Origin of the sequence: Streptomyces sp. NPDC025273 (assembly GCF_040638585.1) — a bacterium.
Lineage (GTDB): Bacteria > Actinomycetota > Actinomycetes > Streptomycetales > Streptomycetaceae > Streptomyces > Streptomyces cinereorectus.
This window is the reverse complement of the sequence record NZ_JBEZYP010000001.1, coordinates 780433-805958: the sequence shown is the minus strand read 5'-3', so window position 1 is coordinate 805958 and position 25526 is coordinate 780433. Positions and strand designations below refer to the sequence as shown.

Sequence of the window (25526 nt, the reverse complement as noted above, 5' to 3'; positions counted from 1 at the left end):
TGCGCTCGGGGCCGTACGGCAATGCCCACCGGAACGCAGGAGGAAACCCATGACCACCGCCAAGGACATCATGCACACCGGCGCCCACTGGATCCCGGCCCACGAAACGCTGGACCGTGCCGCGCAGATGATGCGGGACCACAAGGTGGGCGCGCTGCCCGTCTCCGCCAACGGCGAGCAGGACAGGATGGTCGGCATCATCACCGACCGCGACATCGTGATCAAGTGCGTCGCGTCGGGGCACGATCCGTCGAAGGTCACGGCGGGCGAGCTCTGTGACGGAACGCCGCGCTGGATCGAGGCGACCGCCGATGTCGACGCGGTACTGGAGGAGATGCAGAGCCACCGCATCCGCCGGCTCCCCGTGGTCGAGAACAAGAGGCTCATCGGCATGATCAGCGAGGCCGATCTGGCGCTCCATCTCTCGGACCAGCAGGTCGCAGGCTGGGCGGAGAAGGTCTACGCCCGCTCCTGACCGCGCCCCGCCCGCCGCGGTGCGGGCGTCCCGGCCCGGTGTCCCGTGCGGCGAGGGACGCCGGGCCGCGACGGCCCGAATCGCTCCTGGCGGGCCCGGACCGGTGTCGGCAGGCCCGCCAGGACATCGCGTCAGAAAGACGATTACACTGGCCGCGTGCCTCAACTACGTCTCGCACTGAATCAGATCGACTCGACCGTCGGTGACCTCGCCGCCAACACCGAGTCCGTCGTCCACTGGACCCGGCACGCCGCCGAGCAGGGCGCCCATCTGGTGGCGTTCCCCGAGATGGTGCTGACCGGATACCCCGTCGAGGACCTGGCCCTGCGGTCGTCCTTCGTCGAGGCCTCCCGGGCGGCGCTGCGCGCGCTCGCCGTCCGTCTCGTCGACGAGGGCTTCGGCGAGCTGCCGGTCGTCGTCGGCTACCTCGACCGTTCCGAGCACGCCGCGGCGCGCTACGGGCAGCCCGCGGGGTCCCCGCGCAACGCCGCGGCGGTCCTGCACCGCGGGCAGGTCGCGCTGAACTTCGCCAAGCACCACCTGCCCAACTACGGCGTGTTCGACGAGTTCCGGTACTTCGTGCCGGGCGACTCGATGCCCGTGGTGCGGGTGCACGGCATCGATGTGGCGCTCGCGATCTGCGAGGACCTCTGGCAGGACGGCGGCCGCGTCCCGGCCGCCCGCGCCGCCGGGGCCGGGCTGCTGCTGTCGATCAACGCCTCGCCGTACGAGCGCGACAAGGACGACAGCCGGCTCGAGCTGGTCCGCAAGCGCGCGCAGGAGGCCGGCTGCACGACCGCGTACCTGGCGATGATCGGCGGCCAGGACGAGCTGGTCTTCGACGGTGACTCGATCGTCGTCGACAAGGACGGCGAAGTGATCGCCCGCGCCCCGCAGTTCGCCGAGGGCAGCGTGATCCTGGACCTGGACCTGCCGGCCGCCGCGTCCGAGGCCCCGTCCGGGGTCGTGAACGACGGGCTGCGCATCGACCACGTGGTGATCTCCGAGGAGCCCCTTCCGGCGTACGAGCCGGAGCTGGCCGGTGGCTACGCGGAGCGGCTCGACGACGACGAGGAGCTGTACTCGGCGCTGGTCGTGGGCCTGCGCGCGTATGCCGCGAAGAACGGTTTCCGCAGTGTGCTGATCGGGCTCTCGGGCGGCATCGACTCGGCGCTCGTCGCGGCCATCGCCTGCGACGCGCTGGGGGCCGCGAACGTGTACGGCATCTCGATGCCGTCGAAGTACTCCTCGGACCACTCCAAGGGCGACGCGGCCGAGCTGGCGCGGCGTACCGGGCTGAACTTCCGCACCGTACCGATCGAGCCGATGTTCGACGCGTACATGGGGTCGCTGGGGCTCACCGGTCTCGCCGAGGAGAACCTCCAGTCACGGCTGCGCGGCACGATGCTGATGGCCGTCTCCAACCAGGAGGGTCAGATCGTCCTCGCGCCGGGCAACAAGTCCGAGCTGGCGGTCGGTTACTCCACGCTGTACGGGGACTCCGTCGGCGCGTACGGGCCGATCAAGGACGTGTACAAGACGTCGGTGTTCCGCCTCGCGAAGTGGCGCAACCGTGCCGCCGAGGAGCGCGGGCAGACCCCGCCGATCCCGGAGGCCTCCATCACCAAGCCGCCGAGCGCCGAATTGCGACCGGACCAGGTGGACACGGACTCGCTGCCGGACTACGACGTGCTGGACCGGATCCTGGAGATGTACGTCGACCGGGACCAGGGTCTCGACGCGATCGTCGCGGCCGGCTTCGACGCGGAGCTGGTGGCGAAGACGCTGCGGATGGTGGACACGGCGGAGTACAAGCGGCGGCAGTACCCGCCGGGCACGAAGATCTCGCCGAAGGGCTTCGGGAAGGACCGCCGCCTGCCGATCACGAACCGCTGGCGGGAGTCGGGCTGACGCGGAAGGCGTACGCCGGGACCGTCCGGCGTACGCCTCCTGGGGCCGGGGTGCGCCTCAGCGCACCTCGGCCGCCTGCTTGCTGTGGACCGCGGCGGCACCCGCCACGACCCGTGAGGTTCCCGGGGTCCGGTCCAGGAACCCGGCCGTGACCGCCACCGCGAGACCGGCGACCGCCAGGACCGCGCCGACCAGGGCCGGTGACGTCCAGCCCCACCCCGCCGCGATGGCCACCCCGCCGAGCCAGGCGCCGCCCGCGTTGGCCAGGTTGAAGGCGGAGTGGTTGGAGGCGGAGGCGAGGGTGGGGGCGTCCTTGGCCTTGTTCATCACCAGCATCTGCAACGGCGTGGTGGTCATGAAGCCGATCCCGCCGAGCAGCACCACCATCACCAGCGCCGCCCACTGCACGTGCACGGTGAACGGGAAGACCACCAGGACGACGGCCAGCGCACCCAGCGACCCGTAGAGCGTGGGGCGCAGCGCCCGGTCCGTCAGCGGTCCGGCGGCCAGCGCGCCCAGGGTCATCCCGATACCGAACAGCGCCAGGACGAGCGTCACCGAGGATTCGCCGAAGCCCATCGCCTCGGTCGTCATGGCCGAGAGGTACGAGTAGACGGCGAAGACACCCGCGAAGCCGAGGACCGCGGTGAGCAGCCCGAGCAGGACCTGCCGGTTGCCGAGCGTCCGCATCTCACGGCGTACGTCCTGGTGTGCTTCGACCGGCATCCGCGGCACGAGCCGGGCGAGCGCGGCCATGGCGCCGACCCCGATCACCGAGACGACGACGAAGGTGGCGCGCCAGCCGAGGTGCTGGCCGAGCAGGGTGGCGGCCGGTACGCCGACGATGTTGGCGACGGTCAGCCCGAGGAACATGGTCGCGACGGCGCGTGCCTGCCGCCCGTCCGGGACGAGCCGGGCGGCGACGACGGCGCCGACCCCGAAGAACGCCCCGTGCGGCAGCCCGGCGAGGAGGCGGCCGGCCAGCAGCCAGCCGAAGTCGGGGGCGAACGCCGAGGCGAGGTTGCCGACGGTGAAGAGGGCCATCAGCAGCAGGAGCATCCGCTTGCGCGGGATGCGTGAGCCGAGGGCGGTGAGCAGCGGGGCGCCGATGACGACGCCGATCGCGTACGCGGAGACGAGGTGGCCGGCGGTCGGCACGGACGTTCCCAGATCGTCCGCGACGTTGGGCAGCAGGCCCATCATCACGAACTCGGTGGTGCCGATGCCGAAGGCGCTCACAGCGAGGGCGAGCAGGGCCAGGGGCATGGAGGAGACCTTTCGGGCAGGCGCGCGGCCCGGCCTGTGGAGCCGGGTGGCGGGAGGTGGTGGGAGCGTCGGCTTCGTTGCCGGTCCGGACTATGTATACGTCCGGAACAAAGTGTGGCAGACGTTTTATGCCTGGAGGTGAACGCTCCGTTGCGCCCAGGTGCGGACCGGGCCCGCTCCGGCAGCCCGGTGACGCCTGGACCGCTGGTCAGGGCGGACGCGGCGGTGGGCCGGAGCCGGTGCGGGAAGACGGTCAGCCGGCGGGTCCGGTGGCGAAGATCACGGGTGCTTCTGATGCCCGGGCCGGCGAGGAGGGCCCGGAAGGCCGGCACGCGGGCCTCGTGCCCCTGGGAAACGCCGGCCCGGGCCCCGGAGCGGCCGGACTCACGCTTCCGTGCGCGCGGGAGCGCGTGGGCGGCGCCACGGTGGACTGCCCGGTGGGTTCAGAGTTGGATGCGGGCCGCGATCGGGAGGTGGTCGCTGTCCGTGGCCGGGAGGGTCCATGACGAGAGGGGTTCGACGCCGCGGACCATGATCTGGTCGATCCTCGCCATCGGGAACGACGCCGGCCAGCTGAAGCCGAAGCCGTCGCCCGCCGCCCCCTGGGTGGAGCGCATCTGGGCCGTGACCGCGTTCAGGGACCGGTCGTTCATGGTGCCGTTGAGGTCGCCGAGCAGGGCCACCCGGTCGAGCCGCTCGTCGGCGATCGCCTCGCCCAGGGCGTCGGCGCTCTTGTCCCGCTGGTTGGCGGTGAAGCCCGCGTGCAGCTTGACCCGTACGGAGGGGAGATGGGCCACGTACACAGCGATCGAGCCGTCCGGCGTGATGACCGTGGCACGCATGGCGCGGGTCCAGCCCAGCTTGATGTCGACGGGACGGGAGCCCGTCAGGGGGTACTTGCTCCACAGGCCGACGGTCCCCTGCACCGAGTGGTGCGGGTAGCGGGCGGCGAGCGCCTTCTCGTACGCGGCCACCTGGCCGCCGGGCAGTTCCTGGAGGGCCACGACGTCCGCGCCGGAGCCCGCGACCTGCTGGGCGGTGCCCGCGGGGTCGGGGTTGCCCGCGTTGACGTTGTGTGTGGCGACGGTGAGGTTGCCGCCGGTGCCCGACTTGTCGGCGAACAGCAGGCCGCCGAAGACGTTCAGCCAGACGACGACCGGCAGGAGCAGGGCGATCAGCGCCGTCGCCGAACGCCGGACCAGGCCGAGGATCAGCAGCGGTGCCACGAGGAGGCCGAACCAAGGCAGGAAGGTCTCGATGAGGCTGCCGGTGTTGCCGATGGTGTTGGGGATCTCCGCGTGGAAGATCATCACCAGGGTCAGGAGGACCGAGCAGAGCGCGAGGAGGATGCCCCGCCGCCAGATGCCCCGGTCCATCGTCAGTCTGTGGCGCAGGGCCTGGAAGCCGGAGCCGGGCCCCTGCGGACCTCGGTCGGCGTTCTCGGTGTCCGCCCTGTACGCCTGCACCATCGCGCTGTCCTCACTGCCTTGCCCTACACATCGCCGCGCCTCACGACCCTAGGCGATGAACGGCGGTATTCCTGCCGTCGACGACGGCCGTACGCGCATCAGGACGACGGAAATGGTGTCGCGGGTTCCGCCCGAGGGGGTGGTTGTGGGGGCTTGTGGCGGAATGCTCATGCGCCGGCGGCTGCCGGGGTCTCGCCGGTGGCGTGCCGCTTCGGGGCGAGGCCCTGGAGCAGGACCCGGATGATGCGGTCGGCGAGGTCCGGGCAGGGGCGCCTCGGGGCGGTGGACGGTGCGTACGGGCATCGGGCCGAGGAACAGGCCAGGGGTTCGCCCGTCTCCAGCAGTTCCACGACGGCGTCGAGGATCGGCCGCTCCGCGGCGGCGCTGCGGGGCCCACTTCCCGGGAACGGCCCCGGGATGCCACCATGGAAGGGATCCGGGGACGCCGTCAGGGCGCCACGAGATGACGAAGGAGCCGTACGCCATGTCTGTTCAGGCTGCGCAGAATCAGGCCGCCACACCCTCCGCAGGTCCCTCCCCCGCCGCCGGCAAGGCGTTGTACGGGGGAAAGAGCACCCGCCGCGTCACCGTCAACGACATCGCCGCCGCCAGTGAGCGGGGCGAGAAGTGGCCCATGCTCACCGCCTACGACGCGATGACGGCGTCCGTCTTCGACGAGGCCGGCATCCCGGTCATGCTCGTCGGCGACTCGATGGGCAACTGCCACCTCGGCTACGAGACCACCGTGCCCGTCACGATGGACGAGATGGCCATGCTCTCCGCCGCCGTCGTGCGGGGCACCACGCGCGCCCTGATCGTCGCCGACCTGCCCTTCGGGGCGTACCAGGAGAGCCCCGTCCAGGCCCTGCGCAACGCCACCCGGCTGATCAAGGACTCCGGTGTCGGCGCGGTCAAGCTGGAGGGCGGCGAGCGGTCGCACGAGCAGATCCGGCTGCTGGTCGAGGCCGGCATCCCGGTCATGGGCCACATCGGCCTGACCCCGCAGTCCGTCAACACGATGGGATACCGGGTGCAGGGCCGCGGCGAGGAGGCCGCGCAGCAGCTGCTGCGCGACGCGAAGGCGGTGCAGGACGCGGGCGCGTTCGCCGTCGTCCTGGAGCTCGTGCCGGCCGAGCTCGCCGCCGAGGTGACCCGCACCCTGCACATCCCGACCATCGGCATCGGCGCCGGTCCCGACACGGACGCCCAGGTGCTGGTCTGGACGGACATGGCCGGACTGACCGGCGGCAAGGTGCCCCGTTTCACCAAGCAGTACGCGAACCTGCGCCAGGTGCTCTCGGACGCCGCGAAGGAGTTCGCCGGCGAGGTCGTCGGCGGAACGTTCCCGCAGGCGGAGCACACCTTCCACTGACGCCCCGCTGACCACTGCCGCACCACCGACAGCCCGCCGACTTCCCCCATCGGCGGGCTGTCGCCCTGCCGTCGGTCCGCTGTCGGTGACCTGTCGGTGGCGACCGGTGTGATGGTGGACATGACGCGAACCGACAGGAACCCCGGAAGCGGCACGAACGCCGTCGAGGTGCGCGGGCTGGTCAAGCACTACGGCTCGACCAAGGCACTGGACGGCGTGGACCTCCATGTGCGCGAGGGCACCGTCCTCGGTGTGCTCGGGCCCAACGGCGCCGGCAAGACCACACTCGTACGCTGCCTGTCCACCCTGGTCGTCCCGGACGCCGGCCACGCCGTCGTCGCCGGATACGACGTGGTGAAGCAGCCCCGGCAGCTGCGCCGCACCATCGGCCTGACCGGGCAGTACGCCTCCGTCGACGAGAAGCTCTCCGGCTGGGAGAACCTCTACATGATCGGGCGGCTGCTCGACCTGCCGCGCAGGACCGCGCGTTCCCGCGCCGACGAGCTGCTGGAGCGCTTCTCGCTCACGGAGGCGGCCGGGCGGCCCGCGATGGACTACTCCGGCGGCATGCGGCGCCGGCTCGACCTGGCCGCCTCGATGATCGGCAGCCCGTCCGTCCTCTATCTGGACGAACCCACGACGGGCCTCGACCCCCGTACCCGCAACGAGGTCTGGGACGAGGTGCAGCGCATGGTCGCGGAAGGGGCGACCGTCCTGCTCACCACCCAGTACATGGAAGAGGCCGAACGGCTCGCCGACGAGCTGACCGTCATCGACCAGGGCAGGATCATCGCCGGTGGCGGGGTCGACGAGCTCAAGGCGAAGGTCGGCGGCCGCACCCTGCAGATCCGGCCCTCGGACCCGGAACGGCTGGCCGCCATGGCGCAGGCGCTCGGGGAGGCCGGGCTCGACGGGATCGCCGGTGCGCAGGCCGTCCCGGACGAGGGCCTGCTGTACGTGCCGATCCTCAGCGACGAGCAACTGACCGCCGTCATCGGGCTGCTCGGCACCCGGGGCTTCTCGCTCGCCCATGTCGCCACCGCCCTGCCCAGCCTGGACGAGGTGTTCCTCGCCATCACGGGCGAGAAGTCCACCCACCCGGCCGGCACGATTCCCCAGGAGTTCGCGGCATGAGCACGGCGACACTGACGCCCACGCCCACCGGCCCCGCACCGGTGAGGACGCCCTCCGACGAGGGCCGGATCGGACTGCGCGGCAACCTGCGGCACATCGGGGCGCTGGTGCGGCGCAATCTGCTCCAGATCAAGAAGGATCCGGAGTCGATGTTCGACGTCCTCCTGATGCCGGTCGTCTTCACCCTGCTCTTCGTGTACGTCTTCGGCGGGTCCGTCGGCGGGAGCATGGGCGGCGGCCGACAGGAGTACCTCGACTACCTGGTCCCCGGCCTGATGGCGATGATGGGCATGAACATCGCGTCGGCGGTGGGTACCGGCGTCAACGACGACTTCCGCAAGGGCGTCATGGACCGGTTCCGCACGATGCCGATCGCCCGTTCCTCGGTTCTCGTCGCGAAGATCGTGGTCGAGCTCGGCCGGATGATGATCGCCACTGTCATCCTGCTCGGCATGGGTTTCGCGCTCGGCATGGAGCTGGGCACCTCGGTGGCCGGACTGCTCGCGGCCGTCGCGCTCTCGGCGGTGTTCGCCGGCGCGATCATGTGGATCTTCATCCTGCTCGGGCTCGCCATGAAGACGGCCCAGGCGGTTCAGGGAGTGGGGTTCCTGGTGCTGATGCCGCTGCAGTTCGGTTCGTCGATCTTCGCGCCGACCCGGACGATGCCGGGCTGGCTCCAGACGTTCACGGACGTCAACCCGCTGTCCAATCTGGCGGACGCGGTGCGCGGGCTGATGATGGGCGGACCGGTCGCCGACTCGGTGTGGGTGACCCTCGCCTGGGCATTGGGCATCACCGTGGTGGCGGGCCCGCTCGCGGTCAGCAGGTTCCGCAGGCGGACCTGATCACGGGGCGGGTTCCCGTTCCCGCACGTACGCGTCCGTCAGGGCGGTGGCCTCGTCCAGCGTGAGGCCGCCGCCCTCGGCGTACGCGGCGTCGAAGGCGGCGTCGTCCGCCAGGCCCGCACGGGCGAACTCCTCCGCGCGGGTACGGTTCTGCCGCTCCGTCACGTTCGGTACGTGGCCGTCCGGGAGCAGCGCCTCGTGCAGTCCGAGCAGCCGCGCCGCGTCCCTGCCCCGCCGCTCGCCGCCGAGCCCGCCCAGCGACCAGGCGACGACGACCAGGTGCAGGGCCGGCATGTGGGGTGCCACCATCTGCGACATCGGCTCCTGTGACCGCTCCAGCGCGCGGAAGGCCTGGCCCAGGCCCTCGGCGTACCGACCGTCCACATTGTCCAGCCAGGCCAGCAGGCCCAGCACGAACCCTTCGAAGAGCGCCACCGTCTCCGAGCCGAATTCCCCGCGCAGTGCTCCGAGCTGCTCCCGCGCCTCTGCCGTACGGCCGGTCCGTCCCAGCCACATGGCGAGGTAGAGCCGGGCGGCGGGCATCGCCTCGTGCCCGATCTGCCGGCCTCCGGCCAGCACCTCGCGCAGGAGGGACTCCCCCTCCTCGCCCCGGCCGGTCTCGCAGAGGGCGGAGGCGTACTTGGCGCGCAGCAGCGCGACCTGGGACCGGGCTCCGAGCCGCTCGGCGTAGGTGATCGCGGTACGGAAGTCCTCGGCCGCCGCGCCACTCTCACCGGCACGCTCGTGGGCCTCGCCCCGGGAGGAGAGCGCTTCGGCCGCGCCCCAGGTGTCGCCGACGCGTATGAAGATGTCCAGGCTCTCGTCCGCGTCCTGCCGGGCCCCGCCCGCCCAGCTGGGGCGGTTGGCCAGGACGTTGGCCCGCATCTGCAGGGCGGCGGCGAGCTCCCATTCGTAGCCGAACTCCCGGCAGGCGCGCACCGTTTCGTCCATGAGCTCGCGCAGTTGGTGGGCCTCCCCGGTGAAGAGGACGGCGAACAGCCAGAGCGATCCCGGTGTACGGCAGGTCTGGGGCTGTCCGGCCCGGTAGGTCCGGGCGATCGCTCTCAGCCGTGCCATGCCCTCGTCGGTGGTCCACTCGTCGGCCAGGTGATCCATGTTGACCAGCTGGATCAGCCGTACCCCGCGCCGGGCCTCCTTGAGCTGCTCGGGCTCCATCGGGGGCGGGCGGTCGGTGCACCGTTCCAGCAGGGAGGGGGCCGGTTCGAGGGGCTCGGCGAACGGGTCGGGGCCGAGTCGCACCGCGGCGTCGGCCCAGTGCCGGGCGTCGGCCCGCAGATCGCGCATCTGCCAGTACCAGCCGAGGGAGAGGACGAGGCAGAGGAGCTCGTGCTCGTCCCGGGCGGCCTCGGCACGGCGCAGGGCGGTGCGCAGATTCTCGTACTCGCGCCGGAACAGGGCGATGGCGTCCTGCTGCCCCGCGCCACGGAGCCGGGGCTCGGCGAGTCGGGCGAGCTCCCGGTAGTGGACGAGGTGCCGGCGCTCGACGGCGGCCCGCTCCCCGGCCTCGTCGAGCCGGTCCGAGGCGTACTCGGCGACGGTCTCCAGGAGCCGGTAGCGCATCCCGCCGTCGCTGTCGGGGGCCGCGACCACGAGGGACTTGTCGACCAGGGAGCCGAGGAACGCCACGACGTCGCGGGCGTCGACTCCCTCGACGGAGCAGACCTCCTCGGCAGCGGTCGGCGCACAGCCTCCGGCGAACACCGACAGCCGCCGGAGCACCGCGCGTTCGGCCGCGTCGAGGAGGTCCCACGACCAGTCGACGACGGCCCGCAGGGTCTGCTGGCGCGGCAGCACCGTACGGCTCCCGCTGGTGAGCAGGCGGAAGCGGTCGTCGAGCCGGTCGGCGATCTGGCGCGGGCCGAGCATCCGCAGCCGGGCCGCCGCCAGTTCGATGGCGAGCGGCAGACCGTCGAGGCGGTGGCAGATCTCGGCGCACGCCGCCGCGGTCCCCTCGTCGGCGTCGACGCGGAAGCCGGGCCGGGCGGCGGCGCCCCGGTCGGCGAGCAGGCGCAGGGCCATGGGGTCGGGCAGCGGGTCGACGGGGTGCAGCAACTCGCCGGGGACGCCGAGGGGTTCACGGCTCGTCGCGAGGAGGGTGAGGCCGGGGCAGTGGGCGAGGAGGTGGTCGGCGAGCTCCGCCGCGGCGTCGATCACGTGCTCGCAGTTGTCGAGCAGCAGGAGCATGCGGCGGCCGGAGCAGTACTCGGTGAGGGGGACGACGGCGTTCCCGGCACGGTCGGAGCCACGCTCGGCCGCGCGTTCGACGGCGCGGAGCTCCTCGGCTCCCGCACCCCGCAGCACGGTCTCCCGGGCACCGAGCGCGCCCAGTACGGCTTCGGCGACCGCGGCCGGGTCCTCGACGGGCGCCAGCTCGACGAACCAGACCCCGTCGGGCCAGGAGGAGGCGACCGTCTCGGCCGCCTCCTGGGACAGCCGGGTCTTTCCGGCGCCGCCTGGGCCGAGCAAGGTGATCAGGCGGGCCCGGGGCAGCTCCGCGCGCAGCGCGGCGATGTCCGTCTCCCGCCCCACGAAGCTGGTGAGCCTGGCCCGGAGGTTGCCGGGCCGGATGCGGACGGGCGCCGGCCCGGGCGGGGGCGGGTCCTGGTGCAGCAGTTCCTCGTACAGCTTCCGCAGCTCGGGTCCCGGTGCGGTGCCGAGGCGGTCGGCGAGCACGGTGCGCGCGTCCTCGTACGCCGCGAGGGCCTGAGCGGGGCGTCCGGCGGCCCGCAGCGCCGTGATCCGGAGCGCCTGCAGGGATTCGTCGGTCGGGTGGCCTGCGCAGAGCGCGGCGAGTTCGGGCAGGGCGTCCTCGGCGCGGCCCAGGGCGAGGACGGCGGTGATCCGGGTGCGGCGCGCCTCGACGCGCCGGGCCTCCCAGCGGGCCGCGGCGACTGCGCGGTCCGGCAGATCGGCGAGGGCGGGCCCGCGCCACAGGGCGAGCGCCTCGTCGAGGACGGTGACCGCCCGCGCCGCGTCGCCCGCCTCCAGGGCCCGCGCCCCCTCCCCCGCGAGCCGCTCGAAGCGGTGGAGGTCCACGGCGTCCGGGGCGACGGCGAGCCGGTAGCCGTTCTCCACCGAGTCGACCGCGTCCCGGCCGAGCGCACGCCGGAGCCGGCCCACGAGTGCCTGGAGGGCGCCGGGGGCATCGGCGGGCGGATCTCCGTCCCAGACCTCGTCCACGAGCATCCCGGCGGGGACCGTACGCCCGGGGCGCAGGGCGAGCACGGTGAGCAGGGCGCGCAGCCGCGCCCCACCGAGGGTCGCGGCCGTGCCGTCGTCGCGGAGCGCGCGGGTGGTACCGAGGATGCTGTAGTGCACGCGCCCATTGTCCGTGACGGCCGCGCGCTTCGTGGAACCACCACCGGTCCGCGAGACGTTCCCGCCGTGTCACCCGTAGTGTCGGGGCTCGCCGACTGACGTCCAGCCACCAGGAGTTCCGCAGATGACCACCGCAATCCGCCGGAGCGACCGGCGGGTCAGCCCGATCTTCCTCGGGATCGTCGCCGTCATGGCCGTGTCCGGGTGGGCGGTGTGGACGGACTTCGCCGAGCAGACCGGTTTCGCGGTCTTCCTGTTCGTCACGGCGGCCTGGATCGTCTCGCTGTGCCTGCACGAGTACGCGCACGCGCGCACGGCGCTGCACAGCGGGGACATCTCGATCGGGGCGAAGGGCTATCTCACCCTGAATCCGCTCGCCTACACCCACGCCCTGCTGAGCATCGTGCTGCCCGTGCTGTTCGTGATCATGGGTGGTATCGGTCTGCCCGGCGGTGCGGTCTACATCGAGCGGGGGCGGATCACCGGCCGCTGGAAGCACAGCCTCGTCTCGGCGGCCGGACCTCTGACGAACGTCCTGTTCGCGGTCGTCTGCACGGCGCCGTTCTGGCTGGACGCGCTGGACGGTGTGCCGCTGTCCTTCCGCCTGGCGCTGGCGTTCCTCGCGCTGCTCCAGGTGACGGCCGCGATCCTGAACTTCCTGCCGGTCCCGGGGCTGGACGGCTACGGGGTGATCGAGCCCTGGCTGTCGTACAAGGTCCGGCGCCAGGTGGAGCCGTTCGCGCCGTTCGGGCTGATCGCGGTCTTCGGACTGCTGTGGATCCCGGAGGTGAACGGCGTCTTCTTCGACGCGGTCGACGCGCTGCTGCGGGGGCTGGGGGTCAGCGAGATCGAGACGTACTGCGGGCTGGACACGTACCGCTTCTGGCAGGAGTGGTTCGGCGACCAGGACCCGGGCTGCGCGGTGCCGCGGGGGGCGTGAGCCCTCAGCTCGCGGCTGCTTCCGTCTCCGCCTTGTGCTTGCGGAGGTAGAACCACGTCATGTTCGAGGAGAGGCCGACGATCAGCACCCAGACGATCCCGAGGAGGACGCTGCCCTGGACGAAGGAGACCACGGCGGCGACGACGGCGAGGACACAGAGGGCGAGGGCGTAGAGAGCGAGGCGGGGCATGAGGGCTGGTGCTCCTGTCCGGGGATGGTGCGCGGTCCCGTCCAGTGTCCCTCATGCCCGTTTCGGCTCCGGGCACGGGCTCATACGTCGGTGGTGCGCAGCCCCGCGTGTGCCTTGTAGCGGCGGTTGACCGAGATCAGGTTGGCGACGAGCGACTCGACCTGGTGCGCGTTGCGCAGCCGGCCCGCGAAGACGCCGCGCATCCCGGGGATGCGGCCGGCGAGTGCCTGCACGGTGTCGGTGTCGGCGCGGGCCTCGCCCAGCACCATGACGTCGGTGTCGATCTCGTCGATCGCCTGGTCCTGGAGCAGCACCGCCGACAGGTGGTGGAAGGCGGCGGTGACCCGGGAGTCCGGCAGCAGGGCGGCGGCCTGCTCGGCGGCGCTGCCCTCCTCGGGCTTCAGGGCGTAGGCGCCCTTCTTGTCGAAGCCGAGCGGGTTGACGCAGTCGACGACGAGCTTTCCCGCGAGCTCCTCGCGCAGGGACTCCAGCGTCGCGGCGTGTCCCTCCCAGGGCACGGCGACGATCACGACGTCGCTGCGGCGCGCGCACTGTGCGTTGTCCGCGCCCTCGACGCCGAGGCCCAGCTCGGCGGCGGCGGCCTCGGCCCGGCCGGCGGCGCGGGAGCCGATGACGACCTTCTGCCCGGCACGGGCGAAGCGGTAGGCGAGACCGCGGCCCTGGGGCCCGGTGCCGCCGAGTACGCCGATGGTCAGCCCGGTCACGTCGGGGAGGTCCCAGGGGTCCTTGGCGGGGGGCTTGGCCGCGCTGCCACTGTCATTCGTAGTCATGACGCCGACCCTACTGTGAGGTAGGGAAGGGCACCCTGCGCCGTCGCCGCTCCGCGACATCCGTCACGGTGACGAGGACGATCGCGGCGGGCACCGCCACCGGCAGTGCTCGGTCCCGGACGTTCCCGTCCGGGTGGACTGCCGCGTTCCGGCAGTCCCGGGAGGGCGGCTGGGGGCATGATGCCGGGTCATGGATGCTGTGCGTGTCGCGCTGCTGCGTGAGGTGCTCGCCGGGACCGAGTGGCCCGCGGCGGCCCGGCGGTTCGCCCGGACCCTGCGGTCCTCGGTCGTGCCGCGGGGCGGCGGGCTGCTGCTGGTGGGGACCGAGGTGTACGAGCCGTGGCACCTGGCCGCGCACCTCGTGGACGAGTCCACCTGGTCGGGGCTGCCGCAGCTGCGCCCCACGCTCGTACGCCACCGGGTGGACCCGGACGATCCGGTGCACCTGGCCGTGGGCCTGGGCCGGATCGAGGCGGCCGGGCGGGGCGAGACCCTGCTCGTGGTGGCGCCGGAGCGGCCGGACGGCGGCCTGCTGGAGCGGGTGCACGACGCGCTTCGGGCGGGGGCGACGGTCCTGACGCTGGACGGGGGTGACGCGGAGGTGCGGGGGCTCGCCCATGAGGCGCTGACGGTGACCGCGGGGGCCGAGGTGGACCTGGACATCGTGCAGCACCTGGTCAGCGCGGCGGCGGGCGAGAACGGCACGCCCGCTCCCCGCGGGCGCCGCACGTTCCGGGACCGCTTGGCGCGGCTGGCCGACCAGCTGACGGCCCCGCCGCCGGCCCGTTGGTGACGCGGCCCCGCCGGACCCCCGACGTGAGGGCCGGCGGGCGGCGTCACCGGCCCCGCCGGGGTCCGAGCCCGGTTCGCTCAGGCGTCAGGTGTCTCGTTCGTGCGGTCGTGCCACTTCGGGTCGTTCTCCCATTCGAGGTTCCGCTCACGCGCCGTGTCCATCGCGTGCTGCGCCTCCTCACGGGAGGTGTACGGGCCGAAGCGGTCCTTCGCCGGGCACTCGGGGCCTTCCTCCACCTTCTTGTGCTCCAGGCAGTAGTACCATTCGCCCGGTTTGCCGACCGTACGCTTCTTGAACAGGGCCATCGTCGGATCCTTTCCTCGCTGACATGCTGCCCCAGGCCGGCTGGTTAGACTCGCCGGCATGTCTGGCCAGTCGCTTCTCGTACCAGGGGAGATCACTCCCGTCCGTTCCGTCCCGGGTAACATCCGGCGCCCCGAGTACGTGGGCAAGCCCGCCCCCACGCCGTACACCGGGCCGGAGATCCAGGACTCCGACACCGTGGAGCGCATGCGGATCGCGGGCCGAATCGCCGCACAGGCGATGGAGGAGGCCGCGAAGCACATCGCCCCGGGCGTCACCACCGACACACTCGACCGGGTCGCCCACGACTTCATGGTCGACCACGGCGCCTATCCGTCGACGCTCGGCTACCGCGGCTTCCCGAAGTCGCTCTGCTCGTCGCTCAACGAGGTCATCTGCCACGGCATCCCGGACTCCACGGTGCTGCGGGACGGTGACATCGTGAACCTCGACGTCACGGCGTACATCAACGGCGTGCACGGGGACAACAACGCCACCTACCTCTGCGGCGACGTCGACGAGGAGTCGCGGCTGCTCGTGGAGCGCACCCGGGAGTCGTTGAACCGGGCCGTCAAGGCCGTCCGGCCGGGGCGGCAGATCAACGTGATCGGGCGGGTCATCGAGTCGTACGCGAAGCGGTTCGGTTACGGCGTGGTGCGGGACTTCACCGGCCACGGGATCAATTCCTCGTTCCACTCCGGCCTCATCATCCCGCACTACGACAGCCCGCACGCGACGACCGTGATGCAGCCCGGCATGACGTTCACCATCGAGCCGATGCTGACGCTCGGGACGCATGAGTACGACATGTGGGACGACGGCTGGACCGTGGTGACCAAGGACCGCAGGCGGACCGCCCAGTTCGAGCACACGCTGGTGGTCACCGAGACCGGGGCGGACATCCTGACCCTTCCCTGACGCCGCGCCCGGGCCGGTCCGGGGCGCGGCCCTTTACCGACAGCCAGTCGGGAACATGTTGACTCAGGTAACCCTCAGCAGGAGGATCGACGCATCGGCGCGCGGCGTCGCACACGGCTGACGCCGACGACATGCCCCCTCGGCCCCCGGAGGCCCGCCTTGGACGCAAGCACCGCCACCGCCCCCTTCTCCACCCTCATCCGCACCGCCTCGCACGAGCAGCACACGGAGGCGGAGTCCTCCACCTTCATGAGCGACATGCTCGGCGGGCGGCTCGGGGTGGAGGCGTACACGCGGTACACCGAGCAGCTGTGGTTCGTCTACCGGGCGCTGGAGGACGGCGCGGAGGCGCTGCGCGAAGACCCGGTCGCGGGTCCGTTCATACAGCCGGAGCTGATGCGTGGCGCCGAGCTGGAGCGCGATCTGGCCCATCTGCGGGGCGACGGGTGGCAGGACGGCCTGGAGCCGCTGCCGGCCACCGCCGCGTACGCCGAGCGGGTCGCCGCGTGCGCCCGTGACTGGCCGGCCGGTTACATAGCGCACCACTACACCCGTTACCTCGGGGACCTCTCCGGCGGCCAGATCATCCGTGGCACGGCGGAGCGGACCTGGGGCTTCGCCCGCAAGGGCGACGGGGTGCGGTTCTACGTGTTCGAGGGCATCCCCAACCCGGCCGCGTTCAAGCGGGAGTACCGGGAGCTGCTGGACGCGGTGCACGCCGACGACCTGGAGAAGCAGCGCATCATCGACGAGTGCAAGCGCGCGTTCGCGCTCAACACGGCCGTCTTCCGCGAGCTCGGCGAGGCCTTCCCGCTCAGCGCGTGACCCCCGGACGCCGGCCGTCCGGGTACCGGCCGGCATCCGGACGTCACCCGTCAGCCCTCGGCGGCCAGCAGGACGCGGCCCCCGACCTCCACCGTGCCGTCCGGCGCGGGCGCGGTGAGGATCTGGGAGCCGCGGCCCTGCGTGATGTTGAGGGCCCGGCCGAGCTCGACGCACAGGAGCATGGCCGCCGCCCCCGTCGCCTCGTCCTCCTCGATCCCCCCGGTACGAGTCCCGGCTCCACCGGAGCGGCTGTCGCCGCGCTCGGCATCTCTCCGGGGAAATGCCCGCGCCCGTACGCGCCCGGCCGCCTCGTCCTCCCAGGCCCAGACGTAGAGCCGGCCCTCACCGGGCGGCGGTCCCGTCAGCGCCTCGACCTCGGCGGCCGACGCGTACTGCTCCAGCGTCCTGGGCTGCGCCCACTCCGGTCGGGCCGTGATCCAGGTGAACTCGCCGTCCTGGCGTGCGAACACGTCCCCCACGGTCAGCTCCAGGACCTCCAGGTCGAGCAGCCAGGCCGCGCCGACGACCGGATGTCCGGCGAACGGCAGCCGCAAACCGGGCGTGCGGATGTCGACGGTCCCGCGCTCCGGGTCGTCCACGAACACCGTCTCGCTGAAGCCGAGTTTCCGGGCGAGCGCCTGCCGGGACTCGTTGTCGGGGTACCTGCGCCCGTCGCGTACGACGCCGAGCGCGTTGCCGTGCCGGCCGTCCGGGCCGCAGAACACGCGCAGTACGTCGATGCCGTCGGGTACGTCGAAGTCGTTCACGTGGGCATTCAAGCACCGCGCGGGGAGCCGTGACGCCGCACGGCCGCACCGGCCGCCGGGGGCCGTCGCCCTGCCGGCCGGACCCCTTGACCTGCCCTTGACCTTCCCGTGGGTTCTCCATGAGCAGGTCGTGACCGGGCCGTTTCCCATCTCCTCGGGTGAGAGCTGAATCACCCCCGCACCGGGTGTCCATCAGGTAAGGCTCCGTTAAGTTAGGTCCGCCTCACCCGCTTTGTCCTCCCGTTCTTTCGTCCCTGTGGAGCCCGCATGCGAGCCCTTCGTTTCTCCGTCGTCACCGCTGCCGCGACCGTGGCCGCACTGACCGCCGTCACGGGCTGCGCAGAGAAGAGCGACAGCAAGGGGGACGGCGCCGTCGAGGTCATCGCGAAGGACGACTCCTGCGAGGTGTCGAAGAAGAAGATCCCGGCCGGCCATGTCGAGCTCGCCGTGGAGAACAAGGGATCCAAGGTCACCGAGGTCTACGTCCTGTTCCCGGACGACCGCATCGTCACCGAGCGCGAGAACATCGGCCCCGGCACCAAGGCGAAGATCACTGCCGAGATCAAGTCCGGCACGTACCAGATCGCCTGCAAGCCCGGCATGAAGGGCGAGGGCATCCGGCAGACCGTCGAGGTCACCGGCGGCAAGGTGGTGGCGCGCAGCCCCGAGATGGACACGGCTGTCGCCGGCTACCGCACCTACGTACAGGCGCAGGCCGACGAGACACTGCCCAAGGTGAAGGTCTTCACGGACGCCGTGGCCGCGGGCGACATCGAGGCCGCGAAGAAGGCGTACGCCGACTCCCGCATCGGCTGGGAGCGCACCGAGCCGGTCGCCGAGTCCTTCGGCGACATCGACCCGAAGGTCGATGTCCGCGAGGACGGCCTGGAGGACGGCCAGAAGTGGACCGGCTGGCACCGCCTGGAGAAGGCGCTGTGGCAGGACAAGAAGCTGGGGGCCGAGGAGAAGGCGCTCGCGCCCCTCCTCTACAAGGACCTCGTCGACTGGCAGAAGCGCGTCGGCAAGGCCGAGATCACCCCGACCTCGATGGCGAACGGCGCCAAGGAGCTGCTGGACGAGGTCGCCACCGGCAAGATCACCGGTGAGGAGGAGCGCTACAGCCACACCGACCTCGTCGACTTCAAGGCGAACGTCGAGGGCGCGGAGAAGTCCTACGAGCTCCTCAAGCCGATCGCGTCGAAGAACGACGCGGCGCTGACCGCCTCCCTGGACAAGCAGTTCGCGGCGCTGAACACGCTGCTGGACACCTACCGCCCGGACAGCACCTCCTACGACTTCACCTCGTACGACAAGGTCGGCGACGCGGACCGCAAGAAGCTCTCCGACGCGGTCAACGCGCTCGCCGAGCCGCTGTCCCGGCTGGCCGCGGCGGTGACGAAGTAATGGGGTACGGGAAGAACGGCGAGGCCGGGGAGCGGGAGCCCGCACCGTCCCGCCGCGCCCTGCTCGGCTGGGGCGGTGCGGGGCTGGCGCTCGGCGCCGTGGCCGCGGGCGGCGCGGTCGCCGCGGTGCGCTCGGACGGGGGTACGGAGCCGGCCGTGGACAGTGGCGCGGCCGTGCCGTTCCACGGTCCCCACCAGGCGGGCATCGCCACCGCCGTGCAGGACCGGCTGCACTTCGCCGCGTTCGACGTGACGACGAAGGACCGGGCCGAGCTGGTCGCGCTGCTCCAGGAGTGGACACGCGCCGCGGAGCGGATGACGGCCGGGCGGGCCGTGGGCGAGGGTGCGTACGGAGGGCTCGCCGAGGCGCCGCCGGACGACACGGGCGAGGCCCTGGGCCTGCGGCCGTCCCGGCTGACGCTCACCATCGGCTTCGGGCCGTCCCTGTTCGCCAAGGGCCGCTTCGGCCTGGAGGACCGGCGCCCCGAGGCGCTGGTGGATCTGCCGAAGTTCCCCGGCGACAATCTCGACCCCACCCGCAGCGACGGCGACCTGTGCGTCCAGGCGTGCGCGGACGACCCCCAGGTCGCGGTGCACGCGATCCGCAACCTCGCCAGGATCGGCATGGGCCGCGCCTCGGTCCGCTGGTCGCAGCTGGGTTTCGGCAAGACGTCCTCGACGACGCCCGACGCCCAGACACCGCGCAATATGATGGGATTCAAGGACGGCACCCGGAACATCGCGGGTACGGACGCCGCCGCGCTGAAGAAACACGTGTGGGTCGGCGGGGCGGACGACGCCGGGTGGATGACCGGGGGTTCGTACCTGGTGGCCCGGCGCATCCGGATGCACATCGAGACCTGGGACCGGGCTCCGCTCCAGGAGCAGGAGGACATCTTCGGCCGGGACAAGGGCGAGGGCGCTCCGGTCGGCAAGTCCAAGGAGCGCGACGAGCCGTTCCTGAAGGCGATGCTGCCGACCGCGCACGTACGGCTCGCCCACCCGGACACCAACGGCGGGGCGACGATCCTGCGCCGCGGCTACTCCTTCACCGACGGCACGGACGGTCTGGGCAGGCTCGACGCCGGGCTGTTCTTCCTCGCCTACCAGCGGGACGTCCGCAGGGGCTTCGTCCCCGTGCAGCGCAGCCTCGCGGCGAACGACGCGCTCAACGAGTACATCCAGCACGTGGGTTCGGCGGTCTTCGCCGTGCCGCCGGGCGTCCGCGACAAGGACGACTGGTGGGGCCGGGCGCTGTTCTCATGACCGACACCGTGGAAGGACCGGCATGTTCGGCAACTATCTGATCGGCCTGCGCGAGGGTCTCGAGGCCAGTCTGGTCGTCTGCATCCTCGTCGCGTACCTGGTCAAGACGGGCCGCCGTGACGCGCTGCGCCCGGTGTGGACCGGCATCGGCGTCGCCTGCGGCATCTCCCTGGCCTTCGGCGCGGCGCTCGAATTCGGCTCGCAGGAGCTGACGTTCGAGGCCCAGGAGATGCTCGGCGGATCGCTGTCGATCTTCGCTGTCGGGCTGGTCACCTGGATGGTCTTCTGGATGCGGCGGACCGCGCGGCACCTGAAGAAGGAACTGCACGGCAAGCTGGACGCGGCCCTGGCGATGGGCACCGGCGCCCTGGTCGCCACCGCCTTCCTGGCGGTGGGCCGCGAGGGTCTGGAGACCGCGCTGTTCGTCTGGGCGTCGGTGCGGGCGAGCGGCGAGGGCTCCTCGTCGCCCCTGGCCGGGGTCCTGCTGGGCATCATGACCGCGATCGTGCTGGGCTGGCTGTTCTACCGGGGTGCGCTGAGGATCAACCTCTCGAAGTTCTTCACCTGGACGGGCGGCATGCTCGTGGTCGTGGCGGCTGGTGTGCTCGCCTACGGGGTGCACGACCTCCAGGAGGCCCGATTCCTCGGTGGTCTGCAGAACAAGGCGTTCGACATCACGACCACGATCCCGCCGGACAGCTGGTACGGCACCCTGCTCAAGGGCGTCTTCAACTTCCAGGCCGATCCGACCGTTCTTCAGGTCACGGTGTGGGCGCTCTACCTCATCCCCACACTCACGCTGTTCCTCGCCCCGGTAGGGTTCGGACGGTCAGTGCGGACGACGGATCAGAAGGCGCAGAAGGCAACGGATGAGAAGGCTGGGTCGACTGGCGGCGGGTCTCGCGACGGTGACGGTGCTGAGCGTGACGACGAGCGGCTGCGTGACGGTGCACGGCGAGCTGGAAGTCGTACCGGGGGCGACGAAGTCTGAGGCCGCGCAGGCCCTCGACGACTTCACGGTCGCCTACAACAAGGCGGACAAGGCGTACGATCCGGCGCTGGACGCGGACCGGGTGACCGGTTCGCTCGGCGCGATCAACCAGGCAGGACTGACGGCCCGCCAGAAGAACAACCCCGAGGGCAACACGGCGCACAAGCCGCTGGAGCTGTCCGACGCCTCGTACATCATTCCCAAGAAGGCGGGCTGGCCGCGGTGGTTCGTCGCGGACAGTGACTCGAACCGCGACCGGGACGGCGGGAAGCTGGACACCCGCTGGCTGCTGGTCTTCGTCCGCGCGGCGGCGGACGCTCCGTGGAAGGCCGCCTATCTGGCGGTCCTCGCGCCGTCCCAGGTGCCGGAGTTCCACAAGGACGCCGACGGCTGGGCGCAGCCCGTGGGGGGCGAGGCCCCGGCGCTGGCCACCAGCCCGGCGGAGCTGAGCACGGCCTACACGGACTACCTCAAGGACGGCACCCCGGACGTCTTCGCCCCGGGGGCGACGACCACGGGCTGGCGGGACGCCCGGAAGAACACCCGGCGGGCGGGCTTCTCGTTCCAGTACGTCGACCAGGCGCTGGACACCGGGATGTTCGCGCCCCTGGGTCTGAAGACGCAGGACGGCGGGGCGCTGGTCTTCTTCAGCAGCAGGCACTTCGAGCGGCAGACGGCGGCGAAGGGGCTGCGGCCGGAGGTCACACCGGACGTGCGGGCCCTGCTGACCGGCGAGGTGACGACCACCCTCACCAAGGAGCGGGTCTCCAGCCAGCTGGTGTACGTGCCGAAGCGGGGCGCCGGGGACGCGGGCGGCAAGGTGCGCGTGCTGAACAGGCTGCCCGGGCTGGTCGCGGCACAGGGCTCCTGACCGCGGCCGGACACACCGCCCCCGCCGGGCCGCTGCCCGTCGGGGGCACTCCTCAGCGGCTGAGCGGCCAGGCCACCGCGTCGTGGTCGAGGTCGCTCGCGTCGGCCGTGTCCGCGTACTGCGCACAGGCGTCGGTGAGCGTCTCCAGGAGGTTCAGCGGGTCGGGCAGCGGATGCTCCGGGCCCCGGATCCAGTGCACGTCCAGCTCACCGGGGAGCCGGGCGGGCGGCAGGAGGACATAGCTTCCGCGGCAGTGCCAGCGCAGCCCCGGATGCTCGTCCATCGTCTCGGGGTGGCAGTCCAGCTCACAGGGCCACCACTCGTCCTCGTCCTCCGGGGTACCCCGGGTGGCGGTGAAGAAGAGCATCCGGTCCTCGCCGGACCGGGCCACCGGGCCGACGTCGACGCCCGCTTCGACGAGGCGCTCCAGGGCGGCGCGGCCGGCCGGGAACGGGACGTCGAGGACGTCGTGGATCATGCCCGTCGCGGTGATGAAGTTGGCCAGCGGCTGTCCCGCGGCCCAGCGCTCGATCTGGGCGCGGTCGGTGGTGGACTGCGTCTGCCAGGCGAACGAGACGGGGTGCCGCGCCGGAGTGGGGCAGCCGACGCGCTCGCACGAACACCGGTAACCGGACGGGTGCGCGGCGGGTGAGATCGGCATGCCTGCCTCGGCGACGGCCAGGAGCAGCGCGAGGCGGGCCGCGTGGTCGGCTTCCGGCTGTGGTTTCGGCCGCCGGCGCAGCCACTGGGAAATCCTGCTCTCTGTGCCGCGATTGCGGCCGGAATCGGCGCCCATCTATCCCCTCACCTCAGCGGTTACCTGTCCATCGTCCCACCATCCTGCTCCTCGGGTGGCCGGAGTCCCGAAGCGGGGTGCCGGGGCCGCCACGCAGAGGTGAGCGCACGCGTACCGGATGTCACGGCGGGCTGCCCCGGCTCAGGGCCTGGCCGACAGTCCTCCGAGGGCGTAGTCGACGAGCGTGTCCGCGTACGCGTGGGTGAGCGGAAGGGTTCTCAGCAGCCAGCGGTGGGTGAGCGGGGCGATCAGCAGCTCCAGCGCGATGCGCGGATCGATGTCCGCGCGCAGCTCTCCCGCCTCCTGCGCCGCACGCAGCCGTGTGACATACAACTGGATCGACGGTTCGAGCAGCCGCTCGACGAACTGGGCTCCCAGAACGGGATCGACGATGCCTTCGGCGGCCAGCGCGCGGGTGGGCGCCTCGGTGACGGGGTCGTTCAGTTCGTCGACGGTGGCCCGCAGGACGTGCCTGAGGTCCGCCGCCAGATCGCCGGTGTCCGGGATCACGTGACCGCCGTCGTCGCCCTCCCCCGCACCGGCCGCCTCCTCGGCCTGCCGGGCCGCCAGGTCGAGGAACGCCTCCATGAGAACGGCGGCCTTGGACGGCCACCAGCGGTAGATCGTCTGCTTGCCGACCCCGGCACGGGCGGCGATACCCTCGATCGTCGTCCGTGGGTAGCCCGCCTCGCCGACGAGGGCGAGGGCCGCGTCGTAGATCGCGCGGCGGGAGCGGTCGCTGCGGCGGCTGGAGTCGGGGACCTTCTGGGGTGACATCCACCCAACCTACACCTCACGGTCCGATACGTATCGTCTTGCTGACACGCCGGAGTCCGGCCGGCGTCCCGTGGGCACCGCTTGCGTGAACCACCCGTTCGGATCACTGCGCACCGGTCCGCGGCGGCGCACCATGAGTGCACGCACAGACCGTGCGCATCCCACCGTTCCGCAGCTCCGGCTGCCGTTCGTGAGGAGCCTGCATTGACTCGTGACGCCACCCCTCGTCGCTACCTGATGTGCGCCCCGGCCCACTTCGAGGTCACGTACTCCATCAACCCGTGGATGGATCCCTCGAAACCCGTGGACCTGCCCCTGGCCAACACCCAGTGGGAGGACCTGCGTGACCGTTACCGCTCGCTCGGCCACACCGTCGAGCTGCTCACCCCGCGTCCCGACCTGCCGGACATGGTGTTCGCCGCCAACGGGGCCACCGTGATCGACGGCCGCGTGCTCGGCGCCCTGTTCGCCTACCGCGAGCGGTACGCGGAGGCCGAGGCGCACCGGGAGTGGTTCCGGGCCGACGGCTGGACCGACATCCACGAGCCGGCCCACGTCAACGAGGGCGAGGGCGACTTCGCCGTCACCGCCTCGTACCTCCTGGCCGGTCGAGGCTTCCGGTCCAGTCCGCTGTCCCACGGCGAGGCGCAGGAGTTCTTCGGACGTCCGGTGATCGGCCTCGATCTGGTGGACCCGCGCTACTACCACCTGGACACGGCGCTGTGCGTCCTCGACGACGCGGCCGACGAGATCATGTACTACCCGGGGGCGTTCTCGCCGGGCAGCCGGGCCGTGCTCGCCCGGCTCTTCCCGGACGCGCTCCTCGCCGAGGAGGCGGACGCCGCGGCGCTGGGCCTCAACGCGGTCAGCGACGGACGCCATGTGCTGCTCCCCCAGGCCGCCGTGGGGCTGCTGGATCCGCTGCGGGACCGGGGCTTCGAACCGGTACCGATGGATCTGGGGGAGCTACTCAAGGGCGGGGGCAGCGTGAAGTGCTGCACCCAGGAGCTGCGGCCCCCGGGCGTGCCCGGGAGGCGCTAGTGCGCGTGGGGCGGCCAGGCGTCGCCCCACGCGGTGTCCCGGGCGGCGCGGTACAGCTCGCCGTGCCGCTTGGTGACCGTGGCACGCCGGAGGCCCTCGTCCCGGGTGCAGAGCTCCAGCAGGACCTGGCCCTTGCGGATCTGTGGCCTGCGGGTGACCCGCTCGCGTACCGGAGCGGTGGGGAAGCGGGTCGCCGCGACATAGCTGAACTTCTCGTCCTCATGGCTCAGCGAACCGCCCTTGACCTGGCGGTGCAGGGACGAGCGGCTGACCCGCGCCGAGAAGTGGCACCAGTCCCTGCCCGCTTCGATGGGACAGGTTCCGCTGTGCGGACAGGGTGCCGCGACGGTCAGCCCGGCGGCGACGAGCCGGTCGCGGGCCTCGATGACGCGGGCGTAGCCGTCGGGGGTGCCGGGCTCGACGATCACCACGGCTCGGGCGGCCGCCGCGGTGGCGTCCACCAGGGCCGCCCGGTCCGCGGGCGTGAGCTCCTTGAGCACGTACGAGACGGTCACCAGGTCCGTGGGCGCCAGCTCCAGTGCCGCACCGATCCGCGCCCGCTGCCAGGTGGCGGCCCGCAGCCCGGGGATGCCGGAGGCCTCGGCCAGCTCCCGGCCGAGCGCCAGGGCGGGCTCGGCCCAGTCCAGGACCGTCGTACGCGGCCCGTCCCAGGCCCCCGCGACGGCCCAGCTCGCCGCACCCGTGCCGCCCCCGATGTCGGTGTGCGTGGCGGGCTCCCACTCCGGTGCGGCGTCGCGGAGGGCGGCGAGGCAGGCACGCACGGCCTCGAAGGTCGCGGGCATCCGGTACGCGGCGTACGCGGCGACGTCCGAGCGGTCACGCAGGACCGGGGCGTCGGTGGGTGTGGTGCCCCGGTAGCTGGCGATGAGCCGGTCGACGGCCTGCGCGGCCTGGGTGGGCGGCAGCCCGTCGAGCAGCTCGGCCAGGGCCGTGCGCAGGGCTTCCGCGGTGGGGAGGGTGGCGTTCACCGCCGAATTGTAGGCGCAGCGGACGGTCCCTCCGCAGCCCGGTGGTCCGGCACG

23 protein-coding genes and 2 pseudogenes are annotated in these 25526 nt (G+C 72.0%); 14 read left to right on the top strand and 11 right to left on the bottom strand.

Annotated features, from left to right (window positions below; translation table 11 throughout):
- Window positions 1-49: 49 nt before the first annotated feature.
- Together AB0F38_RS03525 and AB0F38_RS03520 are read left to right on the top strand one after the other, a co-directional pair.
- On the top strand, window positions 50-475 hold the full coding sequence (locus tag AB0F38_RS03525; RefSeq protein WP_361885911.1) for a CBS domain-containing protein: 426 nt from the start codon (window positions 50-52) through the stop codon (window positions 473-475).
- A 156-nt stretch (window positions 476-631) separates the two neighbouring features.
- Window positions 632-2386, top strand: a complete 1755-nt coding sequence (locus AB0F38_RS03520; protein WP_361885909.1) for an NAD+ synthase — start codon at window positions 632-634, stop codon at window positions 2384-2386.
- 57 nt (window positions 2387-2443) lie between these two features.
- On the opposite strand, the gene AB0F38_RS03515 is transcribed toward AB0F38_RS03520, so the two are convergent.
- The 3 genes and pseudogenes from AB0F38_RS03515 to AB0F38_RS03505 form a co-directional block, all read right to left on the bottom strand.
- Window positions 2444-3652: an MFS transporter gene (locus AB0F38_RS03515; protein ID WP_361885906.1), complete on the bottom strand. Its 1209-nt coding sequence runs from the start codon at window positions 3650-3652 to the stop codon at window positions 2444-2446.
- Window positions 3653-4095: 443 nt separating this feature from the next.
- Window positions 4096-5121, bottom strand: a complete 1026-nt coding sequence (locus tag AB0F38_RS03510; RefSeq protein ID WP_361885903.1) for an endonuclease/exonuclease/phosphatase family protein — start codon at window positions 5119-5121, stop codon at window positions 4096-4098.
- Between the two features lie 167 nt (window positions 5122-5288).
- Window positions 5289-5439 (bottom strand): annotated as a pseudogene (locus AB0F38_RS03505) (TetR family transcriptional regulator); the annotation flags it as partial.
- 166 nt (window positions 5440-5605) lie between these two features.
- Here AB0F38_RS03505 and panB point away from each other — a divergent pair.
- The 3 genes from panB to AB0F38_RS03490 all read left to right on the top strand — a co-directional run bounded on the left by panB (window position 5606) and on the right by AB0F38_RS03490 (window position 8472).
- Window positions 5606-6493 (top strand): 3-methyl-2-oxobutanoate hydroxymethyltransferase, encoded by an 888-nt coding sequence (panB, locus tag AB0F38_RS03500; protein WP_361885900.1) that lies wholly within the window; start codon window positions 5606-5608, stop codon window positions 6491-6493.
- Window positions 6494-6604: 111 nt separating this feature from the next.
- Entirely contained in the window at window positions 6605-7627 is a 1023-nt protein-coding gene (locus tag AB0F38_RS03495; protein ID WP_361886750.1) for an ATP-binding cassette domain-containing protein, read from the top strand.
- The gene (locus AB0F38_RS03490) at window positions 7624-8472 is read left to right on the top strand and encodes an ABC transporter permease (RefSeq protein WP_361885897.1); all 849 of its coding nucleotides are present in this window, start codon (window positions 7624-7626) and stop codon (window positions 8470-8472) included. The genes AB0F38_RS03495 and AB0F38_RS03490 overlap by 4 nt, the downstream gene beginning before the upstream one ends.
- Here AB0F38_RS03490 and AB0F38_RS03485 read toward each other — a convergent pair whose 3' ends face one another.
- Window positions 8473-11811 (bottom strand): BTAD domain-containing putative transcriptional regulator, encoded by a 3339-nt coding sequence (locus AB0F38_RS03485; RefSeq protein WP_361885894.1) that lies wholly within the window; start codon window positions 11809-11811, stop codon window positions 8473-8475.
- Window positions 11812-11935: 124 nt separating this feature from the next.
- Here AB0F38_RS03485 and AB0F38_RS03480 point away from each other — a divergent pair, with 124 nt between their 5' ends.
- Window positions 11936-12751 (top strand): site-2 protease family protein, encoded by an 816-nt coding sequence (locus tag AB0F38_RS03480; protein WP_361885891.1) that lies wholly within the window; start codon window positions 11936-11938, stop codon window positions 12749-12751.
- A 4-nt stretch (window positions 12752-12755) separates the two neighbouring features.
- Here the strand turns inward: AB0F38_RS03480 and AB0F38_RS03475 are convergent, their stop codons facing one another.
- On the bottom strand, window positions 12756-12941 hold the full coding sequence (locus AB0F38_RS03475; RefSeq protein WP_361885888.1) for a hypothetical protein: 186 nt from the start codon (window positions 12939-12941) through the stop codon (window positions 12756-12758).
- An 80-nt stretch (window positions 12942-13021) separates the two neighbouring features.
- On the bottom strand, window positions 13022-13732 hold the full coding sequence (gene npdG / locus AB0F38_RS03470) for an NADPH-dependent F420 reductase (protein WP_361885885.1): 711 nt from the start codon (window positions 13730-13732) through the stop codon (window positions 13022-13024).
- Between the two features lie 190 nt (window positions 13733-13922).
- On the opposite strand from npdG, the gene AB0F38_RS03465 reads away from it, so the two are divergent.
- The gene (locus AB0F38_RS03465; RefSeq protein WP_361885883.1) at window positions 13923-14525 is read left to right on the top strand and encodes a hypothetical protein; all 603 of its coding nucleotides are present in this window, start codon (window positions 13923-13925) and stop codon (window positions 14523-14525) included.
- Window positions 14526-14602: 77 nt separating this feature from the next.
- Here the strand turns inward: AB0F38_RS03465 and AB0F38_RS03460 are convergent, their stop codons facing one another.
- Window positions 14603-14830 carry a hypothetical protein gene (locus AB0F38_RS03460; protein ID WP_361885880.1) on the bottom strand — a complete coding sequence of 76 codons (228 nt, stop codon included), beginning with the start codon at window positions 14828-14830 and terminating at the stop codon, window positions 14603-14605.
- Between the two features lie 58 nt (window positions 14831-14888).
- Here AB0F38_RS03460 and map point away from each other — a divergent pair, with 58 nt between their 5' ends.
- The gene (gene map, locus AB0F38_RS03455) at window positions 14889-15746 is read left to right on the top strand and encodes a type I methionyl aminopeptidase (RefSeq protein WP_361885878.1); all 858 of its coding nucleotides are present in this window, start codon (window positions 14889-14891) and stop codon (window positions 15744-15746) included.
- 159 nt (window positions 15747-15905) lie between these two features.
- Window positions 15906-16571 (top strand): biliverdin-producing heme oxygenase, encoded by a 666-nt coding sequence (locus AB0F38_RS03450; protein ID WP_361885875.1) that lies wholly within the window; start codon window positions 15906-15908, stop codon window positions 16569-16571.
- Between the two features lie 50 nt (window positions 16572-16621).
- Here AB0F38_RS03450 and AB0F38_RS03445 read toward each other — a convergent pair whose 3' ends face one another.
- Entirely contained in the window at window positions 16622-17338 is a 717-nt protein-coding gene (locus tag AB0F38_RS03445; RefSeq protein WP_361885872.1) for a PhzF family phenazine biosynthesis protein, read from the bottom strand.
- Window positions 17339-17605: 267 nt separating this feature from the next.
- Between AB0F38_RS03445 and efeO the strand changes: the two genes are divergently transcribed.
- The 4 genes from efeO to AB0F38_RS03425 are packed head-to-tail and all read left to right on the top strand — an operon-like array spanning window position 17606 to window position 21869.
- Window positions 17606-18742, top strand: a complete 1137-nt coding sequence (efeO, locus tag AB0F38_RS03440; RefSeq protein ID WP_361885869.1) for an iron uptake system protein EfeO — start codon at window positions 17606-17608, stop codon at window positions 18740-18742.
- The gene (efeB, locus tag AB0F38_RS03435; protein WP_361885866.1) at window positions 18742-20007 is read left to right on the top strand and encodes an iron uptake transporter deferrochelatase/peroxidase subunit; all 1266 of its coding nucleotides are present in this window, start codon (window positions 18742-18744) and stop codon (window positions 20005-20007) included. Before efeO ends, efeB begins: the two co-directional genes overlap by 1 nt.
- Window positions 20008-20029: 22 nt before the next feature.
- On the top strand, window positions 20030-20998 hold the full coding sequence (gene efeU, locus AB0F38_RS03430) for an iron uptake transporter permease EfeU (protein ID WP_361885863.1): 969 nt from the start codon (window positions 20030-20032) through the stop codon (window positions 20996-20998).
- On the top strand, window positions 20886-21869 hold the full coding sequence (locus tag AB0F38_RS03425; protein ID WP_361886747.1) for a hypothetical protein: 984 nt from the start codon (window positions 20886-20888) through the stop codon (window positions 21867-21869). Before efeU ends, AB0F38_RS03425 begins: the two co-directional genes overlap by 113 nt.
- A gap of 52 nt (window positions 21870-21921) precedes the next feature.
- Here the strand turns inward: AB0F38_RS03425 and AB0F38_RS03420 are convergent, their stop codons facing one another.
- Window positions 21922-22665: a bifunctional DNA primase/polymerase gene (locus tag AB0F38_RS03420; RefSeq protein WP_361885860.1), complete on the bottom strand. Its 744-nt coding sequence runs from the start codon at window positions 22663-22665 to the stop codon at window positions 21922-21924.
- A 141-nt stretch (window positions 22666-22806) separates the two neighbouring features.
- Window positions 22807-23442: a TetR/AcrR family transcriptional regulator gene (locus AB0F38_RS03415; RefSeq protein WP_361885857.1), complete on the bottom strand. Its 636-nt coding sequence runs from the start codon at window positions 23440-23442 to the stop codon at window positions 22807-22809.
- Window positions 23443-23634: 192 nt separating this feature from the next.
- Between AB0F38_RS03415 and ddaH the strand changes: the two are divergent.
- A pseudogene (gene ddaH / locus AB0F38_RS03410) lies at window positions 23635-24483 on the top strand (dimethylargininase); the annotation flags it as partial.
- Here ddaH and AB0F38_RS03405 read toward each other — a convergent pair.
- Window positions 24480-25472: a small ribosomal subunit Rsm22 family protein gene (locus tag AB0F38_RS03405; RefSeq protein ID WP_361885854.1), complete on the bottom strand. Its 993-nt coding sequence runs from the start codon at window positions 25470-25472 to the stop codon at window positions 24480-24482. The pseudogene ddaH and the gene AB0F38_RS03405 sit on opposite strands and share 4 nt — an antisense overlap.
- Window positions 25473-25526: the final 54 nt, after the last annotated feature.

Coding starts and splice junctions, on each gene's coding strand:
- AB0F38_RS03525 (WP_361885911.1), top strand. CDS start 50: ATGACCACCGCCAAGGACATCATGCACACCGGCGCCCACTGGATCCCG.
- AB0F38_RS03515 (WP_361885906.1), bottom strand. CDS start 3,652: ATGCCCCTGGCCCTGCTCGCCCTCGCTGTGAGCGCCTTCGGCATCGGC.
- AB0F38_RS03510 (WP_361885903.1), bottom strand. CDS start 5,121: ATGGTGCAGGCGTACAGGGCGGACACCGAGAACGCCGACCGAGGTCCG.
- panB (WP_361885900.1), top strand. CDS start 5,606: ATGTCTGTTCAGGCTGCGCAGAATCAGGCCGCCACACCCTCCGCAGGT.
- AB0F38_RS03495 (WP_361886750.1), top strand. CDS start 6,605: ATGGTGGACATGACGCGAACCGACAGGAACCCCGGAAGCGGCACGAAC.
- AB0F38_RS03490 (WP_361885897.1), top strand. CDS start 7,624: ATGAGCACGGCGACACTGACGCCCACGCCCACCGGCCCCGCACCGGTG.
- AB0F38_RS03480 (WP_361885891.1), top strand. CDS start 11,936: ATGACCACCGCAATCCGCCGGAGCGACCGGCGGGTCAGCCCGATCTTC.
- AB0F38_RS03475 (WP_361885888.1), bottom strand. CDS start 12,941: ATGCCCCGCCTCGCTCTCTACGCCCTCGCCCTCTGTGTCCTCGCCGTC.
- npdG (WP_361885885.1), bottom strand. CDS start 13,732: ATGACTACGAATGACAGTGGCAGCGCGGCCAAGCCCCCCGCCAAGGAC.
- AB0F38_RS03465 (WP_361885883.1), top strand. CDS start 13,923: ATGGATGCTGTGCGTGTCGCGCTGCTGCGTGAGGTGCTCGCCGGGACC.
- AB0F38_RS03460 (WP_361885880.1), bottom strand. CDS start 14,830: ATGGCCCTGTTCAAGAAGCGTACGGTCGGCAAACCGGGCGAATGGTAC.
- map (WP_361885878.1), top strand. CDS start 14,889: ATGTCTGGCCAGTCGCTTCTCGTACCAGGGGAGATCACTCCCGTCCGT.
- efeO (WP_361885869.1), top strand. CDS start 17,606: ATGCGAGCCCTTCGTTTCTCCGTCGTCACCGCTGCCGCGACCGTGGCC.
- efeB (WP_361885866.1), top strand. CDS start 18,742: ATGGGGTACGGGAAGAACGGCGAGGCCGGGGAGCGGGAGCCCGCACCG.
- efeU (WP_361885863.1), top strand. CDS start 20,030: ATGTTCGGCAACTATCTGATCGGCCTGCGCGAGGGTCTCGAGGCCAGT.
- AB0F38_RS03420 (WP_361885860.1), bottom strand. CDS start 22,665: ATGGGCGCCGATTCCGGCCGCAATCGCGGCACAGAGAGCAGGATTTCC.
- AB0F38_RS03415 (WP_361885857.1), bottom strand. CDS start 23,442: ATGTCACCCCAGAAGGTCCCCGACTCCAGCCGCCGCAGCGACCGCTCC.